The following is a 19,523-nucleotide window of genomic DNA, read 5'->3' on the forward strand; positions in this document are numbered from 1 at the left end:
ACCTCCTCAATTGCGGCTCTGCGCCGAAAGGTTCACCAACCCTCAGCGTAACCCGCGCTTGTTGAGGTTGGTAGGTCAATACATTCTGTCTACTTCGCCAGCTGCTTGAGCTTGCGCTCGACAAAGCCCTGCAGTTCAGCCGACAAGGTCCCGCTCGCGCGCGCCTTCTGGTACGCATCGGCGGCTTCCGCGTTGCGCTTCTCCGCCTGCAGCGACATCCCCAGCCCCATCCACCACACCCCGTTGTGCGGCGAGGTCCTGAGCGCGGCCGTGTAATGGTCCGCCGCCTCGCGGTGGCGCTGCTCGCGCTGCAGCGCGCCGGCCAGGAAGGCGTGGTATTCGCCATTGCCTGCGGCATGCGGCAAGGTGCGCAGCAAGGTCTCGATGCCGGGGCCGCCGCGTTCGATCTGCAGGCGCGCCAGCAGCATGGCCAGCGAAGGCTGGCGCGGATCCAGCGCCAGCGCCGCCTGCAGCTGCTTCATCGCTTCGTCGGGGCGCTTGGCTTCGATCAGCAGGCTTACCAGGGTCTGGCGCGACGCCTCGTGGCGCGGGTCGGCGCGCAGCGCGCCCTGCAGGTGGCCGATCGCTTCGGTCATGCGGCCATCTTCAAGGCTGGCGAGCGCGCGGTTGTAGCCGTTCTCGGCGCGCTGCACCGGGGTTTCCACCCGCCCCGCCGACGCCGACGCCTTCGCCGGCGCCGGCGTCCTGACCGGCGCGGCGGCTTTTGCCGGCGCCTTCACCGGCTCGGCCTTCACCACGGCGCGCCTGGGCGCGGGCGCTTCCTTCTTGACCGGCTTGTCGACCTTCTTCGGCGCGGGAGCGGGTTTCTCGACGACTGCTATGGGTTCCGGCGCCGGCGCTGGCACCACCGGCACGGGCTCGGGCTCGGGCTCGGGCGCCGGGGCTACCGGCGCGGGCGCAGGAACCTGCACCAGCGGGGCCGCCACGAGCGCCGGCGCCGGGGTTGGAACCGGCTCCGGCGCAGTCTGCTTGAACCGCCACGCGGCGTAGCCCGACCCACCCAGCACCACCACCAGCGCCCCCAGCAGCGCCACGCGCAGCCACGGGAAGCCGCGCTCGGGCGGCAGCACGGTCTTGATTTCGGGCGACACCGCGGCCGGCCCGGGCTGGCCGCCGCGCGCATCGAGGTCCTGCAGCATCTTGTTAATGAGGCTCATCGTACGAATGCCCATGCAATTCCGGCCGCGGCGCCGGCCAGCACGCCGCTGGCGGCCAGCCAGGGCCAATAGCGGCGTTTCGCACCCACGGTGTCGATCGCCGCGGTCGTCACATGGCCGCCGCCCACCTGCTGCTTGCCCTGCCCGTAGGCCAGCATCAGCGACTTGTGCGCCAGGATGTTCACCAGGCGCGGCACCCCGCCGCTGCTCTTGTACAGGCGCCGGATCGCGGCGCTCGAGAACAGCCGCGCACCGGTGAAGCCGGCCACGCGCAGGCGGTGCGCCACATAATAATCCAGGTCGTCGCGGCTGAGCGGCCCGAGGTGGTAATGGAAGGTGATGCGCTGGGCCAGCTGGCGGATCTGGTCGAGTTCGAGCTTGCGGTTCAGTTCCGGCTGGCCGAACAGGACGATCTGCAGGAGCTTGCGCTTTTCGGTTTCGAGGTTGGTCAGCAGGCGCAGCGCCTCCAGGCTTTCCACCGGAATCGCCTGCGCCTCGTCCAGGCACAGCACCACCTGCAGGCCGTGGCGCGCCAGTTCCAGCAGGCGGCCATTGATGGCCTTGAGCAGCTGGTGCTGGTCGACGTCGCGTTCGAGCACGAGCTCCAGTTCGTCGGCCAGCGCCAGCATCAGCGTGCGCGGCTCGAGGTAGGGATTGGGGATGTAGGCGGTGACGAAGCCGTCGCCCAGCGTGGCCATGAACTTGCGGCACAGGAGCGTCTTGCCGGTGCCGACTTCGCCGGTGATCTTGATGAAGCCTTCGCCGCTGCGCGCCGCCACCAGCAGCGTGTTCAGGGCCTCCTGCGAACGCGGGCTGCCGAAGAAGAAGCTGGTGTCCGGGGTGATCCCGAACGGCAGTTCGCGCAGGCCGAAGTGTGCCGCGTACATTACTTGCCGCCCGAGCGGGTGATGCCCTGCTGGGCCGGATTCATGCCCTCGATGCGGCGGCCCGTTTCGAGCAGGTCCTGGCTCCAGTCGTTGGCGCCTTCGACGATGGTCGGCTTGATCAGCACCACCAGCTCGCGCTTCTGGTTGACCCGGTTCTTGTTGCGGAACAGCGCACCCAGCACCGGCAGCTTGTCGGCTCCCGGCAGCTGGTCGGTGTCGCCGGTCGCGGACTGGCGCATCAGGCCACCGATGGCGACCACGCGGCCGTTCTGGCCGCGCACGATGCTGTCCAGTTCGCTGGTAGAGGACGCCGCCAGCGGCAGGTTCAGGGTGCCGGCGCTGCCCAGGTTGACGCCCTTGTTGATGGTGGTGACCTGGCTGACCGACGGGTGCACGTGCAGCAGGATGTTGCCCTTGTCGTCGATCTGTGGCGTCACGTCCAGCACCACCCCCGAGAAGAAGGGCTGCAGCGTGACGCTCGGGCTGGTCGTATTGCCGGTGGCCGAACTGTTGGTCGTGGTGGTGACCCCGGTGACGTAGAACTCGTCGGTGCCGATCTTGAGCACGGCCTTCTGGTTGTTCATGGCCGCGACCCGTGGGCTGGACAGAACGTGCACCGTGCCCTGCGATTCGAGGAAGGAAATCAGCGCGGCGAAATTATTGGTCTGGAAGGCGAAACCAAACAGCGAGCCGGCAGCGTTGGCCGCCTGCGACAGCGAAAAGCCGGTGCTGGCGCTCAGGCCATTGCCGTTGGCGATCACTGCCGGCTGGCCGCCGTCGAAGGGCAAGGGGGCCAGGCTGGCGCCGGGCGAGATCATCCCGCCTGATACGCGGTTGGCGTGCGAGCCGCGGAACGAAGCGAACGAAGCCCAGTTGACGCCGCTCTGGAAGCGGTCGTTGAGCTCGACCTCGAGGATCTTGGCCTCCAGGATCACCTGGCGGTCCACCGACAGCTGGGTGGCTTTCAGGTACATGTCGACGTTGCGCAATTCGTCGGGCATGGCGCGGATCACCAGCACGCCCGATTGCGGGCTGATGACGACGCTGCGGCCGCCCTCCTTCGAGCCGACGATGGCTTCCACCGAGGCCTTCAGGTCGCCCCAGAAATCGTTCAGCGACGTGGTGTTGACGTCGGAGCTTTCCACCTGGACGGCGCCGGCGCCGTTCTGGCCGCCGTTGTTGCCGTTATTGGGGATGTTTCCGCCGCCGCCGCCGTCGCCGCCGCTGGTGCTGGTGCCCGCGCTCTGCACCGAGGTCGAGGTAACGCGCAGGTTCGAACTGCCGCGGCGCTGGGCGGCCAGGTAGTTCACATGGAACATCCGGGTCTGCATCGTGAGCGGGCGGATCGTGATGCGGGTGCCGTCGATGCGGTAGTCGTAGCCGTACATCTCCTTGACCGCTTCCAGCGTCTCGGCCAGGGTCACGTCCTTGAGGTTGGCGCTGATGCTGCCCCCCACGTCCGGATGCACCAGCATGTTGTAGCGGGTGCCGGCCACGATCGAGCGGAAGAACTGCTGGGCCGGGACGTTGTTGAACGAAACGTTGAAGCGTTCTTCCAGTGCGGGACGCGCCTTGGGCAGCTGGCTGGCCAGCGCGGCGGCGGGCGGCAGCAGCGCATTGGCGACGGCATCGTCCACGGCCGGCGCGGCGCTGGCCTGGCCGTTGGCCCTGGCCATCTCGCGCCCGATCGCATCATACGTGTCGTTCTTCTGCGCGGTCTGGCAACCGGCAAGCAGCAGCGCCGCTGCCACCATGGCCGCACCGGGAGTCAAGAAGCATGTCCGCATGGCTGTCCTCAGTTGAGCTGCGAGATGCCGGCTTGGGCCGGCTCTGGTTCGAGGCGCAGCACCTGGCGTTCGCGCCCGCGCACCAGCTCGACCTCGGTCTGGGTCATGCGCGCCACGCGCGCCCCCTTGAAAATGTCGCCCAGGCGCACGGTCTCGCCGTCGATCACGGCGATGTGGCGCCCGCCGGCGCGCGGCGCAATCAGCACCGACTGCAGGCGCGGCAGGCCGTCGCCGCCGCCTGCCGCATCGGCGCGCGCGCCGAGGGAAGCCGGAGGGCGGGTCGGGTCTGCCAGGGACTGGGCGGAAGCGGCATGGGGGGCCAGCACCAGCGCGGTCAGGGTCATTGCGGTCAGGGTCTTCACAGCTTCATCCAATTCCGGTCCAGGCTCAGGGTATAGAGCGTGAGCGTCAGGCGGGAGGCCGGATATTCCTCCACATCGAGTTGTGCCTTGCCCCAGAACAGGCGGGTCGGCATCGCTTCGAGCGCGCTCAGGTAATCGACCATGTCGAGATAGTTGCCGCGGACAGTCACTTCGACCCCGTGGCGGTATAGTACGTCGGCGGGCGCGCCGGCGGCGGCGGGCGCCGGCGGCGGAGCCGGCGGCACGGCTTGGGCAGCGCCGGGTTCGGGCGTCGCGGTGGCGGTGCGGCCCGAAATCGTCTCCACCGGGAGCGTGCGCATCGCCACCAGCTGCAGGCGGCCATTGGCCCGCAGGATCGCGTCCACCAGCGGCGCCATGCGCTCCGGCGCCACCAGGCCATGCTGCATTGCCAGCAGCGAGTCGCCAATCTGAGCCGCTTCGCGCTGCACGGCCTCGAGGCGGGTGCGGGCCGCTGCGTCCGGATCGACCTGGTAGGCCTCCACCGTGGCGGCGATCTCGGCGTCGATCGCCATCATGTCGTTGCGCTGCTGGAGGATTTGCGCGGTCAGCGCGTCCTGCGTCGCGTACACCGGCGCGAGCACCAGCTGGAACCCGATGAAGGACAGGACCGCCACGGCGGCGGCGAAGGCCAGTGCGCGTTCGCGCAGGCTCAGCGCGTCGACACGCGCGGCAAGCTGGACAAGTCGATGCTTCATGGACGCGGCGCCTCCGGTACGGCCTGCAGGCTGAACTCCACATAGGGCGCCTCGCTGCGCACGGGCTTGCCATCGGCATCGAGCGACTGCAGCGGTGCCGCCTGGCCGATCTGCAGGCTGGCGAAGGATTTACCCTGCAACAGCGGTTCCTGGGTCAGGCGGCTGATGTATCCCGGCACCAGCGCCGGGTCGGTGGTGCGGCCCTTGATGCCGATATCCTTGCCGGCGATACTCAGGCTGGTCAGCCACAAGCCCGTCAGGCCCTGGCGCGCAAAGGCCTTCAGGTAGCCGGCGTAGCCGTTGGTATCGCCCAGTTCGCCGCGCTGGAGCACGCCCGACACATGGCGCAGTGCCGCCAGCTGGTTGTCGGCTTCCGTGATCTCGGAAGCCAGCGTGGCGTTCTTTCCGCGCGGCGCGAATTCGGCTTTCACCGAGGCCAGGCGCGCCTGCTTGCGCGACAGCTGGCCGGCGCCAATGGCCGCTTCTTCCTGCATGCTGGCGGTTTGCGCGCGCAGCGCCGCGCCGAGAGCGCCAATGCCGGCCACCAGCAACAGCAGCGACAGGCCCATCATCCGCGCGGTAAGAACTTTCTTTTGCGGCAGCAGCGCCGGGTTGAACAGGTTGACCTGCTGGCGAAGTGGCGGGTTCATGCCTTTGCCTCCATGCGCAGGGCGGCGCCGAGCAGCAGGAAGAAGCGCTGCTGCATCGCCTTGTCGAGCAACTCGGGGGTGCGGGAGAAATCAAGCACGCTGGCCAGGTCAAGTGTCTCGACCGGCATGTACATATTGCTCGACAGATATTCATCCAGGCCCAGTACCGCCGACGGCGCCAGCACCAGTTTCGAGACGCTGACGAACGAGAACTGGCGCTCGAAGTGGTCGAGCGAGCGCTGCAGTTCGAGCGTGATGCGGTCAAACACGGCATGCTTGCGCTCGTGATCCGGCTCGAGCAGCTGGTCGAGCGTGACGTCGAAGCGGCGCGACAGGTAGAGCTCGCCACGGTAGGACACCGTGAGCAGGCCGCCGTCGGGACCGAAGGACAGCATGGCCACGCCCCGGCCTTCGGGCTCCAGCATCGCCGAGATATTACGCTGCGCCATTTCCGGGATGTCGACCACGCCCAGGTCGATCTTCGCATCGAAGAACAGTTTCTGGCGCGGCCCGATGACGCTGTTGCGGGCCGCAATCGCAAACATCGATTGCTGGGCCCGCCCCTGGACGGCCGCGTCGAGCGGGATTTCCAGCACGTCCACGGTGGCGTCGCCAACCGGGAAATCAAGCATGTCCTTCAGGCGCCACTGGATCGCCGTGCGCATTTCGTCTTTCGGCACATTGGGCGCTTCGACCGTGATGACCTGGTATTCGCCACCGCCGAGCAAGGTGGTGCAGCGGTAGTTGCCGGCCTGCCCTTCCCGGCCAGCTTTCTCCAGCACGCCCGAATCAGGCTCGCCTGGCAGGAAGCGCGCAAAGCGGACGAAGGGTTTGCCGTCGCCGCGCTTGATGCTGGTGGCAGCCACGCCGTCGCGTTGTACGGCGACAGCCAACCATCCATCCTTCTTTTTGGCTTTTCTAAAAAAACGCATCAAGCGGCAATTGTCCTGTCGGCGAAAAAATATTGGATCCAGTAAAGACTTGATTATATTCAAGACGACCGGCTACCGACGAATTAAATGCCGAAAAACCAAGGAAAACCGGGACGTTTATCGGCATTCAAACAAGATTTCGTTGTCGGTTGATCGCACGGGCACCGGGCAGCGCATCGCAGAGGGCGAAAAAGGGGGAAATCCGGAGTAAGGCAGATCGCGATCGACCGAGCTTCCAGCTTGGCGCAATGCAGTAAACCGGCGCCGTAAACGTGACACCACCCTGGTGGACGCGAACCAATCATCGATCGGCACACGTACAGTCCAGGGTGGATCAGTCCAGCACAAGCCGGACCAGGGATATTACTGGCAGTTCAGCGAAGCGACGTTGGCGATCACTGGCAGCGATCCGGCGCCGGTGGCGGCGGTCGGTGCGGTGTAGGTGAACGCGCAGCTCGACGGAGTGACGGCGCCCTTGACAGCCACCGTCAGGACGCCACCAGCGGCGGTCACGGTGTAATCGGTATTGTTCAGGCCAGCGGCGGTACCCAGGGCAACGACGCCGGTCGGGTAGCGGAATTTCACAGGCACGTTCGTACCTTCCATTGCGACAGTCGTGTCGGCGTTGTTGACGATCGCCTTGGCGTGCACCATCGCCACGGTCGACTTCACCGAACCCATGGCAGCCTTCAGGCTGGCGCTGCGGGCGTCAGCGCCCAGGTCGGCGAACTTCGGCAGCGCGGTAGCGGCGAGGATGCCAAGGATGACGATCACGACGATCAGTTCGATCAGGGTAAAACCGCCTTGGCTACCGGCCTTGAAATTTTTGTTCATGAAGCTCTCTCCGTTGAAGAATGGTGCGGTCAACCCGCGTTGCTTTATTAGTCGTTATTTGGACATCACCTGATCTGCAGCTGATCCAGCACCAGTCCGTAACTGGCCTCGTTCCGTCCATCGCTGTCGGCCGGAGCAGGCGCTTGCAACAATTCTACCTTGAACTTCAGCAATTTTGATATCCCAAAAGAAAAAGTGTCGCTAGATTGCAAAAAATTGATGGAGCGATCAGACCGGTCGAAATACCAGTGGCCGGGCTTGATGACGCCCGCATCCGGCCGGCTGAACTCGCCCTGGTAATTGTCGGGCACGCGCGCCAGCCAGGTCACCGGATTTTCCTGCGCCAGCGCTTCCAGCGCTGCCGGCCCACGGCCATCGACGGCCAGGCGCGCCACGCGCACCGCCATCGCCGTGCGCGCCGCAGCAACCAGCTGCAAGGCGGCGGCCCGCTCCATCTGCGCCCGGTATTCCTGCAGCTTTGACAACAGCCCGCCGACGAGCAGCGCGAACAGCAGGCCGCAGACGGCGAACTCGAAGCGGGTGAAACCCCGCATTGGCCGTATCGCCGCGCGTGCCCTCATCCTCATTGCGGATGCAGGGCCGCCTTGCCCAGGTCCCAGATCGGCAGGAAGATGCCAAGGGCCAGGATCAGCACCATCACACCCAGGAAAGTGATCAGGATCGGCTCGATCTGGCTCGACAGTGTCTTGAGCTCGTAATCCACTTCGCGTTCGTACATTTGTGCGATCTCGTCCATCAGGTCGTCGAGCGAGCCGGATTCCTCGCCCACCGCGATCATTTGCAGCACGATCGGCGTGAACACGTTGGCCGCGGTCGAGGTGCGCAGGATGCTCTCGCCGCGCTCGACGCCGTCGCGCATCTGCTCGATGCGCAGGCTCAGGTAGGCGTTGTCGGCGGTCTGCGACACCACCGTCAGCGCCTGCACGATCGGCACCCCGCTGCGCATCGACAGCGCGAAGCTGCGGGCGAAGCGCGCCATGGTCGCCTTGTGGATGATCTTGCCGGCGATCGGAAGGCGCAGCTTGTAGCGATCCCAGGTCAGCCGGCCCCTGGTCGAGCGCGTCCACTTGAGAAAGCCGGCGACGATGCTGGCGCCCATGCCCGCCATGAGCGGCCAGTACCGGACCGTGAACTCCGAGGTGCCGAGCAGGATGCGCGTCATCAGGGGCAGCTCGGCGCCGAACTGCTTGAACACGCTGGCGAAGCTGGGGATGACGAACATGTTGACGATGACCATGGCGATGATCATCGCGATGACCACGAAACTCGGGTAGCGCAGCGCCGTCTTGACGCGCTCGCGCATGTCGCGGTCGAACTCAAGGTGGTCGAACAGGCGCAGGAAAACGTCTTCCAGCCGGCCCGTCATCTCTCCCACCCGCACCATCGACAGGTAGAAGGGGTTGAACACCTTTGGATGGCGGGCCATCGAGCTGGATAGCTCGCGGCCGGCGTCGAGCGACTCGCGCAAGTCCTTGATCACCTTGCCGAACGACTTGTTGATGGCCGATTCCTGCAGGCCGGCCAGGCCGCGCATGATCGGCACGCCGCTCTTGAGCAGCGTATAGATCTGGCGGCTGAACAGCTGCACGTCCATCGACGTGACCTTCTTCGCGTTCAGGCGCGCCCACAGGGTCTCGCCGCCGGTCGCGGCCGGGCCCTTGCGGCTCGGGTTGATCTCGATCGGCGTGGCGCCGCTGCCGAACAGCTGGTCGGCGATCGCGCCGCTGTCGACGCCTTCCAGTACGCCCTGCAGCAGTTCGCCTTTGGCGTTGCGCGCCTTGTATGCGAAATACGGCATCAGTCGTCGAGCTGGTTACTGATGCGCATGGCTTCGGCGATGGTCGTGCGGCCCTGGACAGCCAGGCTCACGCCGTGGCGGCGCAGGGTCTCGCCTTCCATCTCGGCGTGCGCCACTTTGAGGAAGTGGCCCGGGTCCGGGTGGTTTGCCGCGTCGGTGACGGCGCGCGTCATTTCCAGCAGCTCATACACGCCGGTACGGCCGCGGAAGCCGGTGCCGTTGCAGTGCGAGCAGCCCTTGCCGTGGAAGAACTGGGTGGTGGCGGCGCGCTCGCCCAGTTCCGCGCGCAGCCAGTTCACCTCGGGCGCAGTGGCCGGGTAAGGCGTGGTGCAGCTTTCGCAGATCACGCGCACCAGGCGCTGGGCCAGCACGGCCTGGAGCGAACCGCCCACCATGTAGCGCGGCACGCCCATGTCCATCAGGCGCAGCGGGGTCGATGCCGCATCGTTGGTGTGCAGGGTCGACAGCACCAGGTGACCGGTCATGGCGGCGCGCAGGCCGATCTGGGCGGTTTCCTGGTCGCGCATCTCGCCCACCAGCACGATGTCCGGATCCTGGCGCAGCGCGGAGCGCAGCACGCGCGCAAACGACAGATCGATCTTGTCGTTCACCTGCACCTGGTTGATGCCCTTCAGGCGATATTCGACCGGGTCTTCGACGGTGATGAGTTTCTTCTCGACCGAGTTCAGTTCGGACAGCGCACTATATAAGGTGGTGGTCTTGCCGCTGCCGGTGGGGCCGGTGACCAGCACCAGGCCGTTGGGACGCTGCACCAGCGCCCGGAAACGCTCGACGATCCGCGGCGGCATGCCGATCGCGTCGAGGCGCAGCGTGGTGCCGCTCTGGTTCAGCAGTCGCATCACCACCGACTCGCCGTACTGGGTCGGCATGGTCGAGATACGCACGTCGATGCGCTGGTTGCGCACTTTCACGGCGAAGCGGCCATCCTGCGGCAGGCGCTTCTCCGAGATGTCCAGGTCGGCCATCAGCTTCAGGCGCAGCGCCAGCGGGGTGGCGACCTTGATGTCGGCTTCGGTCTGCAGGTGCAGCACGCCGTCGATGCGGAAGCGGATCTGCAGGCGGCCTTCCTGCGGCTCGATGTGGATGTCCGAGGCGCGCACCTGCGAGGCGTCGTCGAACACCGACTGCAGCAGCTTGACGATCGGCGCTTCTTCCAGCCCCGGGTTGGCGGCCAGCGCGCCGAAGTCGATCGAGGTGTCGCCCAGGTCCTGCTCGACCTCGCGCGCGAAGTCGGTGATCTGGTCGGTGCGGCGGTAGATGCGGTCGATCGCGCCCAGCACCTCGGTCTCGTTGACCACGGCCAGCTCCACCCCTTTTTTCAGCAGGCGCGCGATCTCGTCGTAGGCGAACAGGTCGGTCGGGTCGGACACGCCCACCAGCAGGGTCTCGCGGCGGTCTTCCAGCACCAGCGCGCGAAAACGCCGCGCCGCCGTTTCCGGCAGCAGGCGCACCAGCTCGGCGTTGATGTTGTAGAACTTGAGGTTGATGTAGGGGATGTTCAGCTGGCGCGCCAGCGCGCCCGAGATCTGTTCTTCGGTCACGAAACCGCTCTCGACGAACACGCGGCCCAGCTTGCGCCCGGTGCGCTTCTGGTCCGCCAGCGCCTGCATCAGCTGCTCTTCGGACAGCAGCTTTTGCTGGATCAGCACCTCGCCGAGGCGAATTTTTTCTGGCCTTGCCATGGACATCCTTTTTAGTTATATGCTGCAACGAACATTTTATGCCAGAACCTTGGGAAATTGATCGTTGGAATTAACTGACTGTCGCCGTTTCGCCTCGTCGACATGGCATCGGGGTGTAAGATGGACAACCCGGCGGGCTTCCCGGCCTGCCCCAGCGACATGGAGAACCGATTGACCCATTCCAGCGCGCCGTCCCAGCGCCGCCGCATCTACCTGATGCGCCACGGCAGCGTCACCTACTTCGACGACAGCGGCAAACCCTTCCTCCCCGAGAACGTGGCCCTGAACGAGGCCGGCCGGGCCCAGGCCGATGCCGCCGGCCGGGCCTTTCGCGAGGCCGGCGTGCGCTTCGACCGCGTGATCGTCTCCGGCCTGCCACGCACCGTGGAGACGGCCGAGCGCGTGCTGCTGGAAAGCGGCCAGGCCATCGCGCCGGAAGTGTGGCCGGAACTGCATGAAATCCGCGGCGGGCGCCTGTCGAGCATCCCCACCGGCGAGCTGCGGCGCGCCTTTACCGGCGTGTTCGAGGGCGTGGTGAGCGAAGACCAGCGCTTCCTGGCCGGCGAATCGGTGGGCGAGATGATGGACCGGGCGCATCCGGCGATCGCGCGCCTGCGTGCCCAGCCTGGCTGGGACACCGTGCTGCTGGTCCTGCACGGCGGCGTCAATTGCGCGATCCTGTCGCTGGCCCTGACCGGGCAGCGCCTGTTCCTCGGCGGCCTGGCGCAGGCGGCCGGCTGCATCAACGCGCTCGACGTGGGCAGCGGGGCGGCCGACTGGGTGGTCCGCTTCGTCAACTTCGTGCCGCCCGGCCCCTTGCAGCCGGAGGCCCGGACCACCACGATGGAGCAACTGTTCGAGCAATACCGCAAAGCCCGCTGATGCATTTCCACAGAAATAGCACGTCCGCACACATTTCTTGCCGCGCAGGCTAGAATGCAGCACAACCACCAATAATGGAGACGCGATGTTCGAGGAAATGATGGGCACCAAGCCGGTGTCGGAACGCCAGCGCTTCGACGCCGACGCCCTCGGCGCCTGGCTGGCGGCGCATGTCGATGGCTATCCGGGCGGCGCGCCTGCGGTCGAGCAGTTCAAGGGCGGCCAGTCCAACCCCACCTTCAAGCTCACGGCCGGCGACGCGCGCTACGTGCTGCGCACCAAGCCGGGACCGGCCGCCAAGCTGCTGCCCTCGGCGCACGCGATCGAGCGCGAGTTCCGCGTGATGCAGGCGCTGCACGGCGCCGGCTTTCCGGTGCCGCGCCAGTTCGCCCTGTGCACCGACGAGTCGGTCATTGGCCGCGCCTTCTTCGTGATGGAGTTCATCGAGGGCCGCGTGCTGTGGGACCAGTCCCTGCCCGGCATGAGCCCGGCCGAGCGCGCCGCCATCTATGACGAGCAGAACCGCGTTATCTCGCTGCTGCACACGACCGACTACGCCGCCATCGGCCTGCAGGACTACGGCAAGCCGGGCAACTACTTTGCCCGCCAGATCGAACGCTGGACCAAGCAGTACCAGGCCTCGAGCACCGAGCAGATCGAGGCGATGGACCGCCTGATCGAGTGGCTGCCCCGGCATATCCCGCCGGGCGACGACACCGGCATCGTGCATGGCGACTACCGGCTCGACAACATGGTATTCCACCCGACCGAGCCGCGCATCCTGGCGGTGCTGGATTGGGAATTGTCCACGCTGGGCCATCCGCTGGCCGATTTCTCCTACCACTGCATGAGCTGGCACATCCCTCCGGGGAAATTCCGCGGCATCGGGGGGCTGGACCTGGCCGGGCTGGGCATCCCGTCGCTGGACGAGTACGTGGCGCACTACTGCGCGCGCACCGGCAAGACCATCCGCGCCGAAGACTTCGACTTCTACCTGGCCTACAACATGTTCCGGCTGGCCGGCATCATGCAGGGCATCATGAAGCGCTACGTGGACGGCACGGCGGCCAGCGCCCAGGCCCTCGAGAACGGCAAGGCCGCCCGCCCGATGGCGGAGATGGCCTGGCAATTCGCTTCGCGCAGCCGCGGCTGAGCCAACCACGTCATATATATATAGGAGACCGCCATGGATTTCGCCTATTCGCCGCGCTGCACCGAATTGCAAGCCCGCCTGCTCGCCTTCATGGACGAGCACATCTATCCCAACGAACGCGCCTTTGCCGATGAAATCGCGGCCAACGCCCGCGACAAGGGCACGCGCTGGCTGCCCCTGGAACTGATCGAAGGCCTCAAGCCGCTCGCGCGCGAGGCCGGGCTGTGGAACCTGTTCCTGCCCAGGTCGACCCGCGCCCCCGAAGGCCTGTCCAACCTCGACTACGCGCCGCTGTGCGAGATCATGGGCCGCGTGCCCTGGGCGCCGGAGGTCTTCAACTGCTCGGCGCCGGACACCGGCAACATGGAAACGCTGGAGCGCTACGCGTCCGACGACATCAAGAACCGGTGGCTGGAGCCGCTGCTGCGCGGCGAGCTGCGCTCGGCCTTCGCCATGACCGAGCCCGACGTCGCCTCGTCGGACGCGACCAACATCGCCACCCGCATCGAGCGCGATGGCGATGACTACGTGATCAACGGCCACAAGTGGTGGATCTCGGGCGCGGGCGACCCGCGCTGCCAGGTCTATATCGTGATGGGCAAGACCGACCCGGGCGCGGCGCGCCACGTGCAGCAGTCGATGATCGTGGTGCCCGCCGACACGCCGGGCGTCACCGTCGTGCGTCCGCTGCCGGTCTTCGGCTACGACGACGCGCCGCATGGGCACTGCGAGATCCTGTTCGAGAACGTGCGGGTGCCCGCGTCGAACATGCTGCTGGGCGAAGGCCGCGGCTTCGAGATCGCCCAGGGCCGGCTGGGGCCGGGCCGCATCCACCACTGCATGCGCGCCATTGGCGTGGCCGAGCGGGCTTTGGCACTGATGTGCAAGCGGCTGGAAGCGCGCGTGGCCTTCGGGCGCAAGATCTCGGAACAGGGCGTCTGGCGCGAACGCATCGCCGAAGCCCGCATCCGCATCGACACCGCGCGCCTGCTCACCCTGAAAGCCGCATACATGATGGACACGGTCGGCAACAAGCGCGCGGCCGCGGAAATCGCCATGATCAAGGTGCTGGCGCCGAACGTGGCGCAGGACGTGCTGGACTGGGCAATCCAGGCGCACGGGGCGGCGGGTGTGTCGGACGAGTTTCCGCTGGCTTACCAGTGGGCGGGAAACCGGACGCTGCGGCTGGCCGATGGGCCGGACGAGGTGCACCGGAATGCGGTGGCGAAGCTGGAGTTGGCGAAGTATAAGGATGGGCAGGGGTGATTTCTGACTTGACTGCGTGAGCGCTCGCGCATCACCGACAGTTTGGACACTGCCATCCCGTCGTACCGGCGAAGGCCGGTACCTAATTCTTGCGCGTAGCGCCAACGCTTGCGTGCACCTGCTAGCGAAGTGCGACGAACTTGGGCGAAATGATGCCAATGGCATGATTTCGGCCTGCGCCGGTACGACGGTCTGGAGGACAACGAAGGAATCGTCAGCCGTACGCGCGAATCAGGAACTCCGCCGCGCACACCGGACGCACACTTGCCCCGGACGGGCTTGCCGGCTCGATCTTGACATCCCACGTGAGCTGCAGCCCGCCCTCGATCGGATCGGCCGCAGCCAGCGTCCAGCGGGCTCGCACCCGGCTGCCGGCCGGCAGCGGCGCCGGGAAGCGGACCTTGTTCAGGCCGTAATTGACGCCCATGCGCATGCCCTCGATCGTCAGCGCGCTCTCCAGCATGGCCGGCAGCAGCGACAGCGTCAGGAAGCCGTGCGCGACCGGGGCGCCGAACGGCGACTCGCGGGCGCAGCGTTCCGGGTCCACGTGGATCCACTGGCGGTCGTCGGTGGCTTCGGCGAACGCGTCGATGCGGTCCTGGCCGACCTCGAACCAGCCGGACACCGCCACCTCGGTTCCCACCACCGCCGCCAGGCCGGCGAATGAAATCGTCCTAGTCATCCTGTTCTCCTACCGGGCGGCGCCCGAACATGCCCATGCCGTCGATGGTGCAGATTTCCTCGCCATGCTGGTTGGTGGCGATCCACCTCGACCAGACCACGCCGCGGTCCGGTTTCGAGCCGGATGCCTTGACCCTGGTCGTGAGGTAGCGCAGCTTGAGCGTGTCGCCGCCGCGCAGCGGGCGCAGCCAGCGCACGCCGTCCAGGCCGGGCGAGCCCATGCTCGACGCCTCCGACATGATGCCATCGACGACCATCCGCATCATCATGCTGCAGGTATGCCAGCCGCTGGCGATCACGCCGCCAAAGTGCGATTCGGCGGCCGCCGCGCGGTCGATGTGGAAGGGCTGCGGGTCGAACGCGCGGGCGAAGGCGATGATGTCTTCCTCGCTCACGCTGCGCTCGCCCAGGTCGATTTCCTGGCCGGGATAAAAGTCCTCGAAGTACCACTTGGCGCGCATGGGTCTCCCTTCAGGCGGCCTGCTGGAAACCCGGCTGGGCCGCGAAGCGCGCCAGGTGGTGGTCGCGGTCGCCCAGCGTGAGTTCGATCATCGACAGGCGCTTGAAGTAATGCGCGGCCGCCAGCTCGTCGGTCACGCCCATGCCGCCGTGCAGCTGCACCGCTTGCTGGCCGATGAAGCGCGCCGCCTGGCCGACCCGGTACTTGGCCGCCGACACCACCCGGCGGCGCTCGGCCACGTCGGCGCCATCGAGCTTCACCGCCGCCAGCAGCGCCATCGAACGCGCCTGCTCCACATGGATATACATGTCGGCCATGCGGTGCTGCAGGGCCTGGAACTTGCCGATCGGGACGCCGAACTGCTGGCGCGTCTTGAGGTAGTCGAGCGTGGCGTCGAACAGGGCTTCCATCGCGCCCAGGGCTTCGGCGCACAGCAGTCCGGCGCCATGGTCGGCCGCGGCGTCCAGGATATCCCAGCCGGCGCCGGCCGCGCCCACCAGCGCGCTGGCAGGCAATTCCACGCCGTCGAAGACGATATTGGCCGCGCGCTGGCCGTCGAGCGTGCGGTAGCCGGTGACCTGCACGCCCGGCGCGTCGGACGGCACCGCGAACAGGGTGATGCCCGCCTCGTCGCGCTGGCCGCCCTCCAGGCGGCTTGAGACCAGCAGCACGCCGGCCTCTGCACCGTGCACCACCGCGCTCTTGGCGCCCGACAGGCGCCAGCCGTCGCCGCTGCGCTCGGCCCGGGTGGCGATGTCGCGCAGGTCGTGGCGCGACTGGCGTTCGCCCAGCGCGCAGGCCAGCGTCAGTTCGCCCGCGGCCACCCGCTCCAGCAGGGTGGCATGCGCGCCTCCCAGCTTCAGGAAATGGACGCCCAGCACGGTGGCGAAATACGGCTCGACCACCAGGCCACGGCCCAGTTCCTGCATCACGACGAACAGGTCGACCGCCGTACCGTCGAAGCCGCCCTGGGCCTCCGGCACCGGCAGCGCGGTCATGCCCAGTTCGGCCAGCGTGGCCCATGCCTGGCGCGAGGTGCCCGCTTCGGAGGCGACGATCGCGCGGCGCTGCTCGAAGCTGTAGTCGCGGCCGATCCAGCGCTTGAGGGCGTCGGCGAACTGCAGCTGCTCTTCCTTGAAATTGAAATTCATGGCTTCCTCCTCACAGGCCCAGGATCATCTGGGTGATGATGCCGCGCTGGATTTCATTCGAGCCCCCATAGATGGAGGTCTTGCGGTAGTTGAAGTAGTAGGACGCCAGCGGCGCCGCATCGTCGTCGCCGCCGCTGCTGTGCGCGTGCTCCCCTTCCAGGTAGGCCGCATCGAAAGGCAGTGCCATTGGACCGGCCGCTTCGAGCATCAGTTCTGTCAGCGCCTGCTGGATGTCGGTGCCGCGCACCTTGAGCACCGAGGCTTCCGGTCCGGGCGCCTTGCCGGCCTTGGCCAGCACCCGCAGCACCGTCATCTCCAGCGCCATCAGTTCGATCTCGAGCTCGGCGACCTTGGCCGCGAACAGCGGGTCTTCCAGCAGTGGACGGCCGTTCTTCTGCTCGCGCCGCGCCAGGCGCTTGAGGAAAGCCAGTTCGCGCTTGCTGCGGCCCACTGCCGCGATACCGGTGCGCTCGTGGCCGAGCAGGTACTTGGCATAGGTCCAGCCGCGGTTTTCCTCGCCGACCAGGTTGGCCAGCGGCACCCTGACGTTGTCGAAGAACACCTCGTTCACTTCATGGTCCTCGTCGAGCATGATGATCGGCCGCACAGTGACGCCCGGCGCATGCATGTCGACCAGCAGGAAGGAAATGCCCTCCTGCTTGCGCACCGAGGTATCGGTACGCACCAGGCAGAAAATCATGTCGGCGTGCTGGGCCAGCGTGGTCCAGGTCTTCTGGCCATTGACGATGTAGTGCTCACCCTCGGCGTCCGTGGCGCGTACGGCGGTGGTCTTGAGCGAGGCCAGGTCGGAGCCGGCGCCCGGCTCGGAATAACCCTGGCACCACCAGTCCTCGCAGGACAGGATACGCGGCAGGAAGTAGTCTTTTTGCTGCTGGCTGCCGAAGGCCATGATGACGGGCGCCACCATGTCTATACCAAACGGCATGATCCGTGGGGTACCGGCGCGCGCGCATTCCTCCTCGAAGATGTGGCGCTGCAGCGGGGTCCAGCCCGGGCCGCCGAATTCGGCTGGCCAGCCCGGTGCAACCCAGCCGCGTTCGGCCAGGATCCGGTGCCAGCGGACGAAGTCGTCCTTACTCAGGCGCAGGTGCTTGAGCACCTTGGCTTGGAGGTCTTTGGGCAGGTGGGAATCGAGGAAGGCGCGGACCTGGTCGCGAAAGGCCAGGTCCTCGTCCGAGTAGTGCAGGTCCATGTCGTCTCCTTGTTATCGTCGCCTGGAAAAGCACGACCGTTCACAAGGATTGTACCTGAATTGACTGGGCAGCCAAGCAGGCAAATGCTTTTATGCAGGCAGGGCAGGCGCCCTGCCCTGCGCGGATCTTAGCGGGTACGGCGACGGCGGGACAGTGCGCCCGCGCCCATCACACCGGCCAGCATCAGCGCGATGCTCGATGGCTCGGGAACCGCGGCCGCGACCTGGTCCAGCTGGCCACCGCCGATGCCGGCGCCATTGCCGTTTCCAATGTTACCGTTGCCGATGTCCAGGCCTGGAGCGGAGCCGATCGGATTGGTCACCTCGGCGCCAATGTTCGGAGAATGAGGATTGGCGCCGCCGGTGCTGCCGTTCGAGCCGCCGCCTTGCGAGCCGCTGCCGCCGCCCGACCCGCCCGATGAAGCACCGGTGCCGCCGCCATCGCCGCCGCCAACCTGGCCGCCGCCACTGTCGCCGCCCCAACCGCCACCGCTGCCACCGCTGCCACCGCCGCCGCCGCTGGCACTGCCGCCGCCGGACAGGCCCTGACCCTTGCTCACGCCGGCCTTGATGATCGCGCCATCTGCCGACCCAACCACCGAGGTGCCGACGCCAGTGATCGCAGCCATGATCCCGTGGCCCGAAGCCAGCATGTAGGTCGCGTCGATGCCGCGCTCGAAGAAGATCTTGGTCTCGCCGTCGACCTTGCCGACGGTCGCAGCGACCTTGCCGAACATGACTTCGGTCAGGCTGGAGTCAGCACCGTGGCTCACGCCGCCGATCAGGCTCACGTTGTCCTTGAGGACACCGGAGCTCAGCACATCCGTGCCATTGCTCGAAGTCCAGCCGGAAACAAAGGTCGGCGGGGCCGTGGTCGACGTGATCGTGTCAGCGTGGACAGCACCAGCGCTGGCGAGAAGCGCGGCGATAACGAGGCGGCGAAGTGACATGGTATTAACTCCTTGGGTGACATTCAATTGTTGTTTTTGCAACCGTAGAGTTATGCTATCACAAGTCTAAAAAAAGCAATTTCTCGTGCAACTCAACCGTGCGCGGGGTATGAAATATGGATAATGGCTCGTATTTAGGTAGGAATGATCCTACCTCGACTGTTAGCCAACTAACATAACGGCGCCGAAGTGATTGCTTTCAATGCCATTTTTGCGCCTCGCCAACCACAAAAAAAGGCGCTGTCACTCTTTGCTATGGATGGGTTTGATTACCAGGCGCAGCAATCCCTCGGCGGACTTGACCCGCCCGCCATCGAGCGCCCTGCGCCAGCCCAGGTAATTCGGCAGGTAGCGCGACGCGACGCCGTGGAAGCGCGCCAGCCAGTCGCGCAGGTGGCGGTGGTAGGCATTCACGTTCTGGACATGGATGGCGCCTTCGCTGCTGCGACGCACCCGCTCGCCGGCGCGCAGGTTGACGTACTGGTGGGCGACGCCGTGGCGCCGGCTGAAGGCCCGGTAGGCCGCGTTGGCGTCGGTTACCAGCAGCACTTGGGGATCGAGCATCGGTAAGAGGTGCCGTTCGAGCTGGCGTGCGCTCACGGCGCCGCGTCCGGTAACGGCATCGCAGGTCTGGCCGCTGCGGTCGCGCGCCACCAGGATGCAGTCGTGTTCACGCGACATCCCGCGCCACTGCGCCGTGCCGCCCCGCTTGCGCGGCGGACGCTCGAGGCGGCGCGATCCCTTTTGCGATTCGAGCAGGAACATTTCGTCGGCTTCGGCGATGCCATGCAGCCGCTCCGGACGATCGTCCCGGACCCTGGTGAGGAAGCGGTGGCGCCAGCGGAAGGCGGTATTGCGATGCACCTTCACTCGATCTGCCGCGCTGCGTACGGGAAGCG

The 19,523-nt window shown here is 66.6% G+C and carries 20 protein-coding genes; 3 read left to right on the forward strand and 17 right to left on the reverse strand.

The window, feature by feature from the left end:
* Positions 1-89: 89 nt before the first annotated feature.
* The 11 genes from BM031_RS24110 to BM031_RS24160 form a co-directional block, all read right to left on the reverse strand.
* Complete coding sequence (locus tag BM031_RS24110) at positions 90-1,178, reverse strand: tetratricopeptide repeat protein (RefSeq protein WP_091877376.1); 1,089 nt, start codon at positions 1,176-1,178, stop codon at positions 90-92.
* Positions 1,175-2,065, reverse strand: a complete 891-nt coding sequence (locus tag BM031_RS24115; RefSeq protein ID WP_091877378.1) for an ExeA family protein — start codon at positions 2,063-2,065, stop codon at positions 1,175-1,177. Before BM031_RS24115 ends, BM031_RS24110 begins: the two co-directional genes overlap by 4 nt.
* Positions 2,065-3,852, reverse strand: coding sequence for a pilus (MSHA type) biogenesis protein MshL (gene mshL / locus BM031_RS24120; RefSeq protein ID WP_091877380.1), 1,788 nt, complete (start codon positions 3,850-3,852; stop codon positions 2,065-2,067). The genes BM031_RS24115 and mshL overlap by 1 nt, the downstream gene beginning before the upstream one ends.
* A gap of 8 nt (positions 3,853-3,860) precedes the next feature.
* Positions 3,861-4,214, reverse strand: coding sequence for a hypothetical protein (locus BM031_RS24125; RefSeq protein WP_229409181.1), 354 nt, complete (start codon positions 4,212-4,214; stop codon positions 3,861-3,863).
* Positions 4,211-4,930: a type II secretion system protein M gene (locus BM031_RS24130; RefSeq protein WP_091877382.1), complete on the reverse strand. Its 720-nt coding sequence runs from the start codon at positions 4,928-4,930 to the stop codon at positions 4,211-4,213. The genes BM031_RS24125 and BM031_RS24130 overlap by 4 nt, the downstream gene beginning before the upstream one ends.
* Complete coding sequence (locus tag BM031_RS24135; RefSeq protein WP_091877384.1) at positions 4,927-5,580, reverse strand: PilN domain-containing protein; 654 nt, start codon at positions 5,578-5,580, stop codon at positions 4,927-4,929. The genes BM031_RS24130 and BM031_RS24135 overlap by 4 nt, the downstream gene beginning before the upstream one ends.
* Positions 5,577-6,473 (reverse strand): agglutinin biogenesis protein MshI, encoded by an 897-nt coding sequence (locus BM031_RS24140; protein WP_370660065.1) that lies wholly within the window; start codon positions 6,471-6,473, stop codon positions 5,577-5,579. The genes BM031_RS24135 and BM031_RS24140 overlap by 4 nt, the downstream gene beginning before the upstream one ends.
* Before the next feature lie 402 nt (positions 6,474-6,875).
* Positions 6,876-7,346 carry a prepilin-type N-terminal cleavage/methylation domain-containing protein gene (locus BM031_RS26325; RefSeq protein WP_091877388.1) on the reverse strand — a complete coding sequence of 157 codons (471 nt, stop codon included), beginning with the start codon at positions 7,344-7,346 and terminating at the stop codon, positions 6,876-6,878.
* Positions 7,347-7,411: 65 nt separating this feature from the next.
* On the reverse strand, positions 7,412-7,900 hold the full coding sequence (locus BM031_RS24150; RefSeq protein ID WP_091877390.1) for a hypothetical protein: 489 nt from the start codon (positions 7,898-7,900) through the stop codon (positions 7,412-7,414).
* A 29-nt stretch (positions 7,901-7,929) separates the two neighbouring features.
* Complete coding sequence (locus BM031_RS24155; protein ID WP_091877392.1) at positions 7,930-9,165, reverse strand: type II secretion system F family protein; 1,236 nt, start codon at positions 9,163-9,165, stop codon at positions 7,930-7,932.
* Positions 9,165-10,868: a GspE/PulE family protein gene (locus BM031_RS24160; RefSeq protein WP_091877394.1), complete on the reverse strand. Its 1,704-nt coding sequence runs from the start codon at positions 10,866-10,868 to the stop codon at positions 9,165-9,167. The genes BM031_RS24155 and BM031_RS24160 overlap by 1 nt, the downstream gene beginning before the upstream one ends.
* 216 nt (positions 10,869-11,084) lie before the next feature.
* On the opposite strand from BM031_RS24160, the gene BM031_RS24165 reads away from it, so the two are divergent.
* The 3 genes from BM031_RS24165 (at position 11,085) to BM031_RS24175 (ending at position 14,169) form a co-directional block, all read left to right on the forward strand.
* A complete protein-coding gene (locus tag BM031_RS24165) occupies positions 11,085-11,750 on the forward strand; it encodes a histidine phosphatase family protein (RefSeq protein WP_091877414.1) in 666 nt (221 codons plus the stop codon).
* Positions 11,751-11,835: 85 nt separating this feature from the next.
* Complete coding sequence (locus BM031_RS24170; RefSeq protein ID WP_091877396.1) at positions 11,836-12,903, forward strand: phosphotransferase; 1,068 nt, start codon at positions 11,836-11,838, stop codon at positions 12,901-12,903.
* Between the two features lie 33 nt (positions 12,904-12,936).
* Positions 12,937-14,169, forward strand: coding sequence for an acyl-CoA dehydrogenase family protein (locus BM031_RS24175; protein WP_091877398.1), 1,233 nt, complete (start codon positions 12,937-12,939; stop codon positions 14,167-14,169).
* A gap of 214 nt (positions 14,170-14,383) precedes the next feature.
* Here BM031_RS24175 and BM031_RS24180 read toward each other — a convergent pair whose 3' ends face one another.
* From BM031_RS24180 to BM031_RS24210, 6 genes are all read right to left on the reverse strand, one after another.
* Positions 14,384-14,851: a MaoC family dehydratase gene (locus BM031_RS24180; RefSeq protein ID WP_091877400.1), complete on the reverse strand. Its 468-nt coding sequence runs from the start codon at positions 14,849-14,851 to the stop codon at positions 14,384-14,386.
* A complete protein-coding gene (locus BM031_RS24185) occupies positions 14,844-15,311 on the reverse strand; it encodes a MaoC family dehydratase (RefSeq protein ID WP_091877402.1) in 468 nt (155 codons plus the stop codon). Before BM031_RS24185 ends, BM031_RS24180 begins: the two co-directional genes overlap by 8 nt.
* 10 nt (positions 15,312-15,321) lie before the next feature.
* Positions 15,322-16,461 (reverse strand): acyl-CoA dehydrogenase family protein, encoded by a 1,140-nt coding sequence (locus tag BM031_RS24190; RefSeq protein ID WP_091877404.1) that lies wholly within the window; start codon positions 16,459-16,461, stop codon positions 15,322-15,324.
* A gap of 10 nt (positions 16,462-16,471) precedes the next feature.
* The gene (locus BM031_RS24195; protein ID WP_091877406.1) at positions 16,472-17,674 is read right to left on the reverse strand and encodes an acyl-CoA dehydrogenase family protein; all 1,203 of its coding nucleotides are present in this window, start codon (positions 17,672-17,674) and stop codon (positions 16,472-16,474) included.
* 128 nt (positions 17,675-17,802) lie between these two features.
* Entirely contained in the window at positions 17,803-18,624 is an 822-nt protein-coding gene (locus BM031_RS25365; RefSeq protein WP_143084703.1) for a PEP-CTERM sorting domain-containing protein, read from the reverse strand.
* Positions 18,625-18,867: 243 nt separating this feature from the next.
* The coding region (locus tag BM031_RS24210) for an IS1595 family transposase (RefSeq protein ID WP_091877416.1) at positions 18,868-19,523 on the reverse strand (656 nt) is incomplete at its 5' end.

The organism is Massilia yuzhufengensis, assembly GCF_900112225.1.
GTDB lineage: Bacteria > Pseudomonadota > Gammaproteobacteria > Burkholderiales > Burkholderiaceae_D > Telluria > Telluria yuzhufengensis.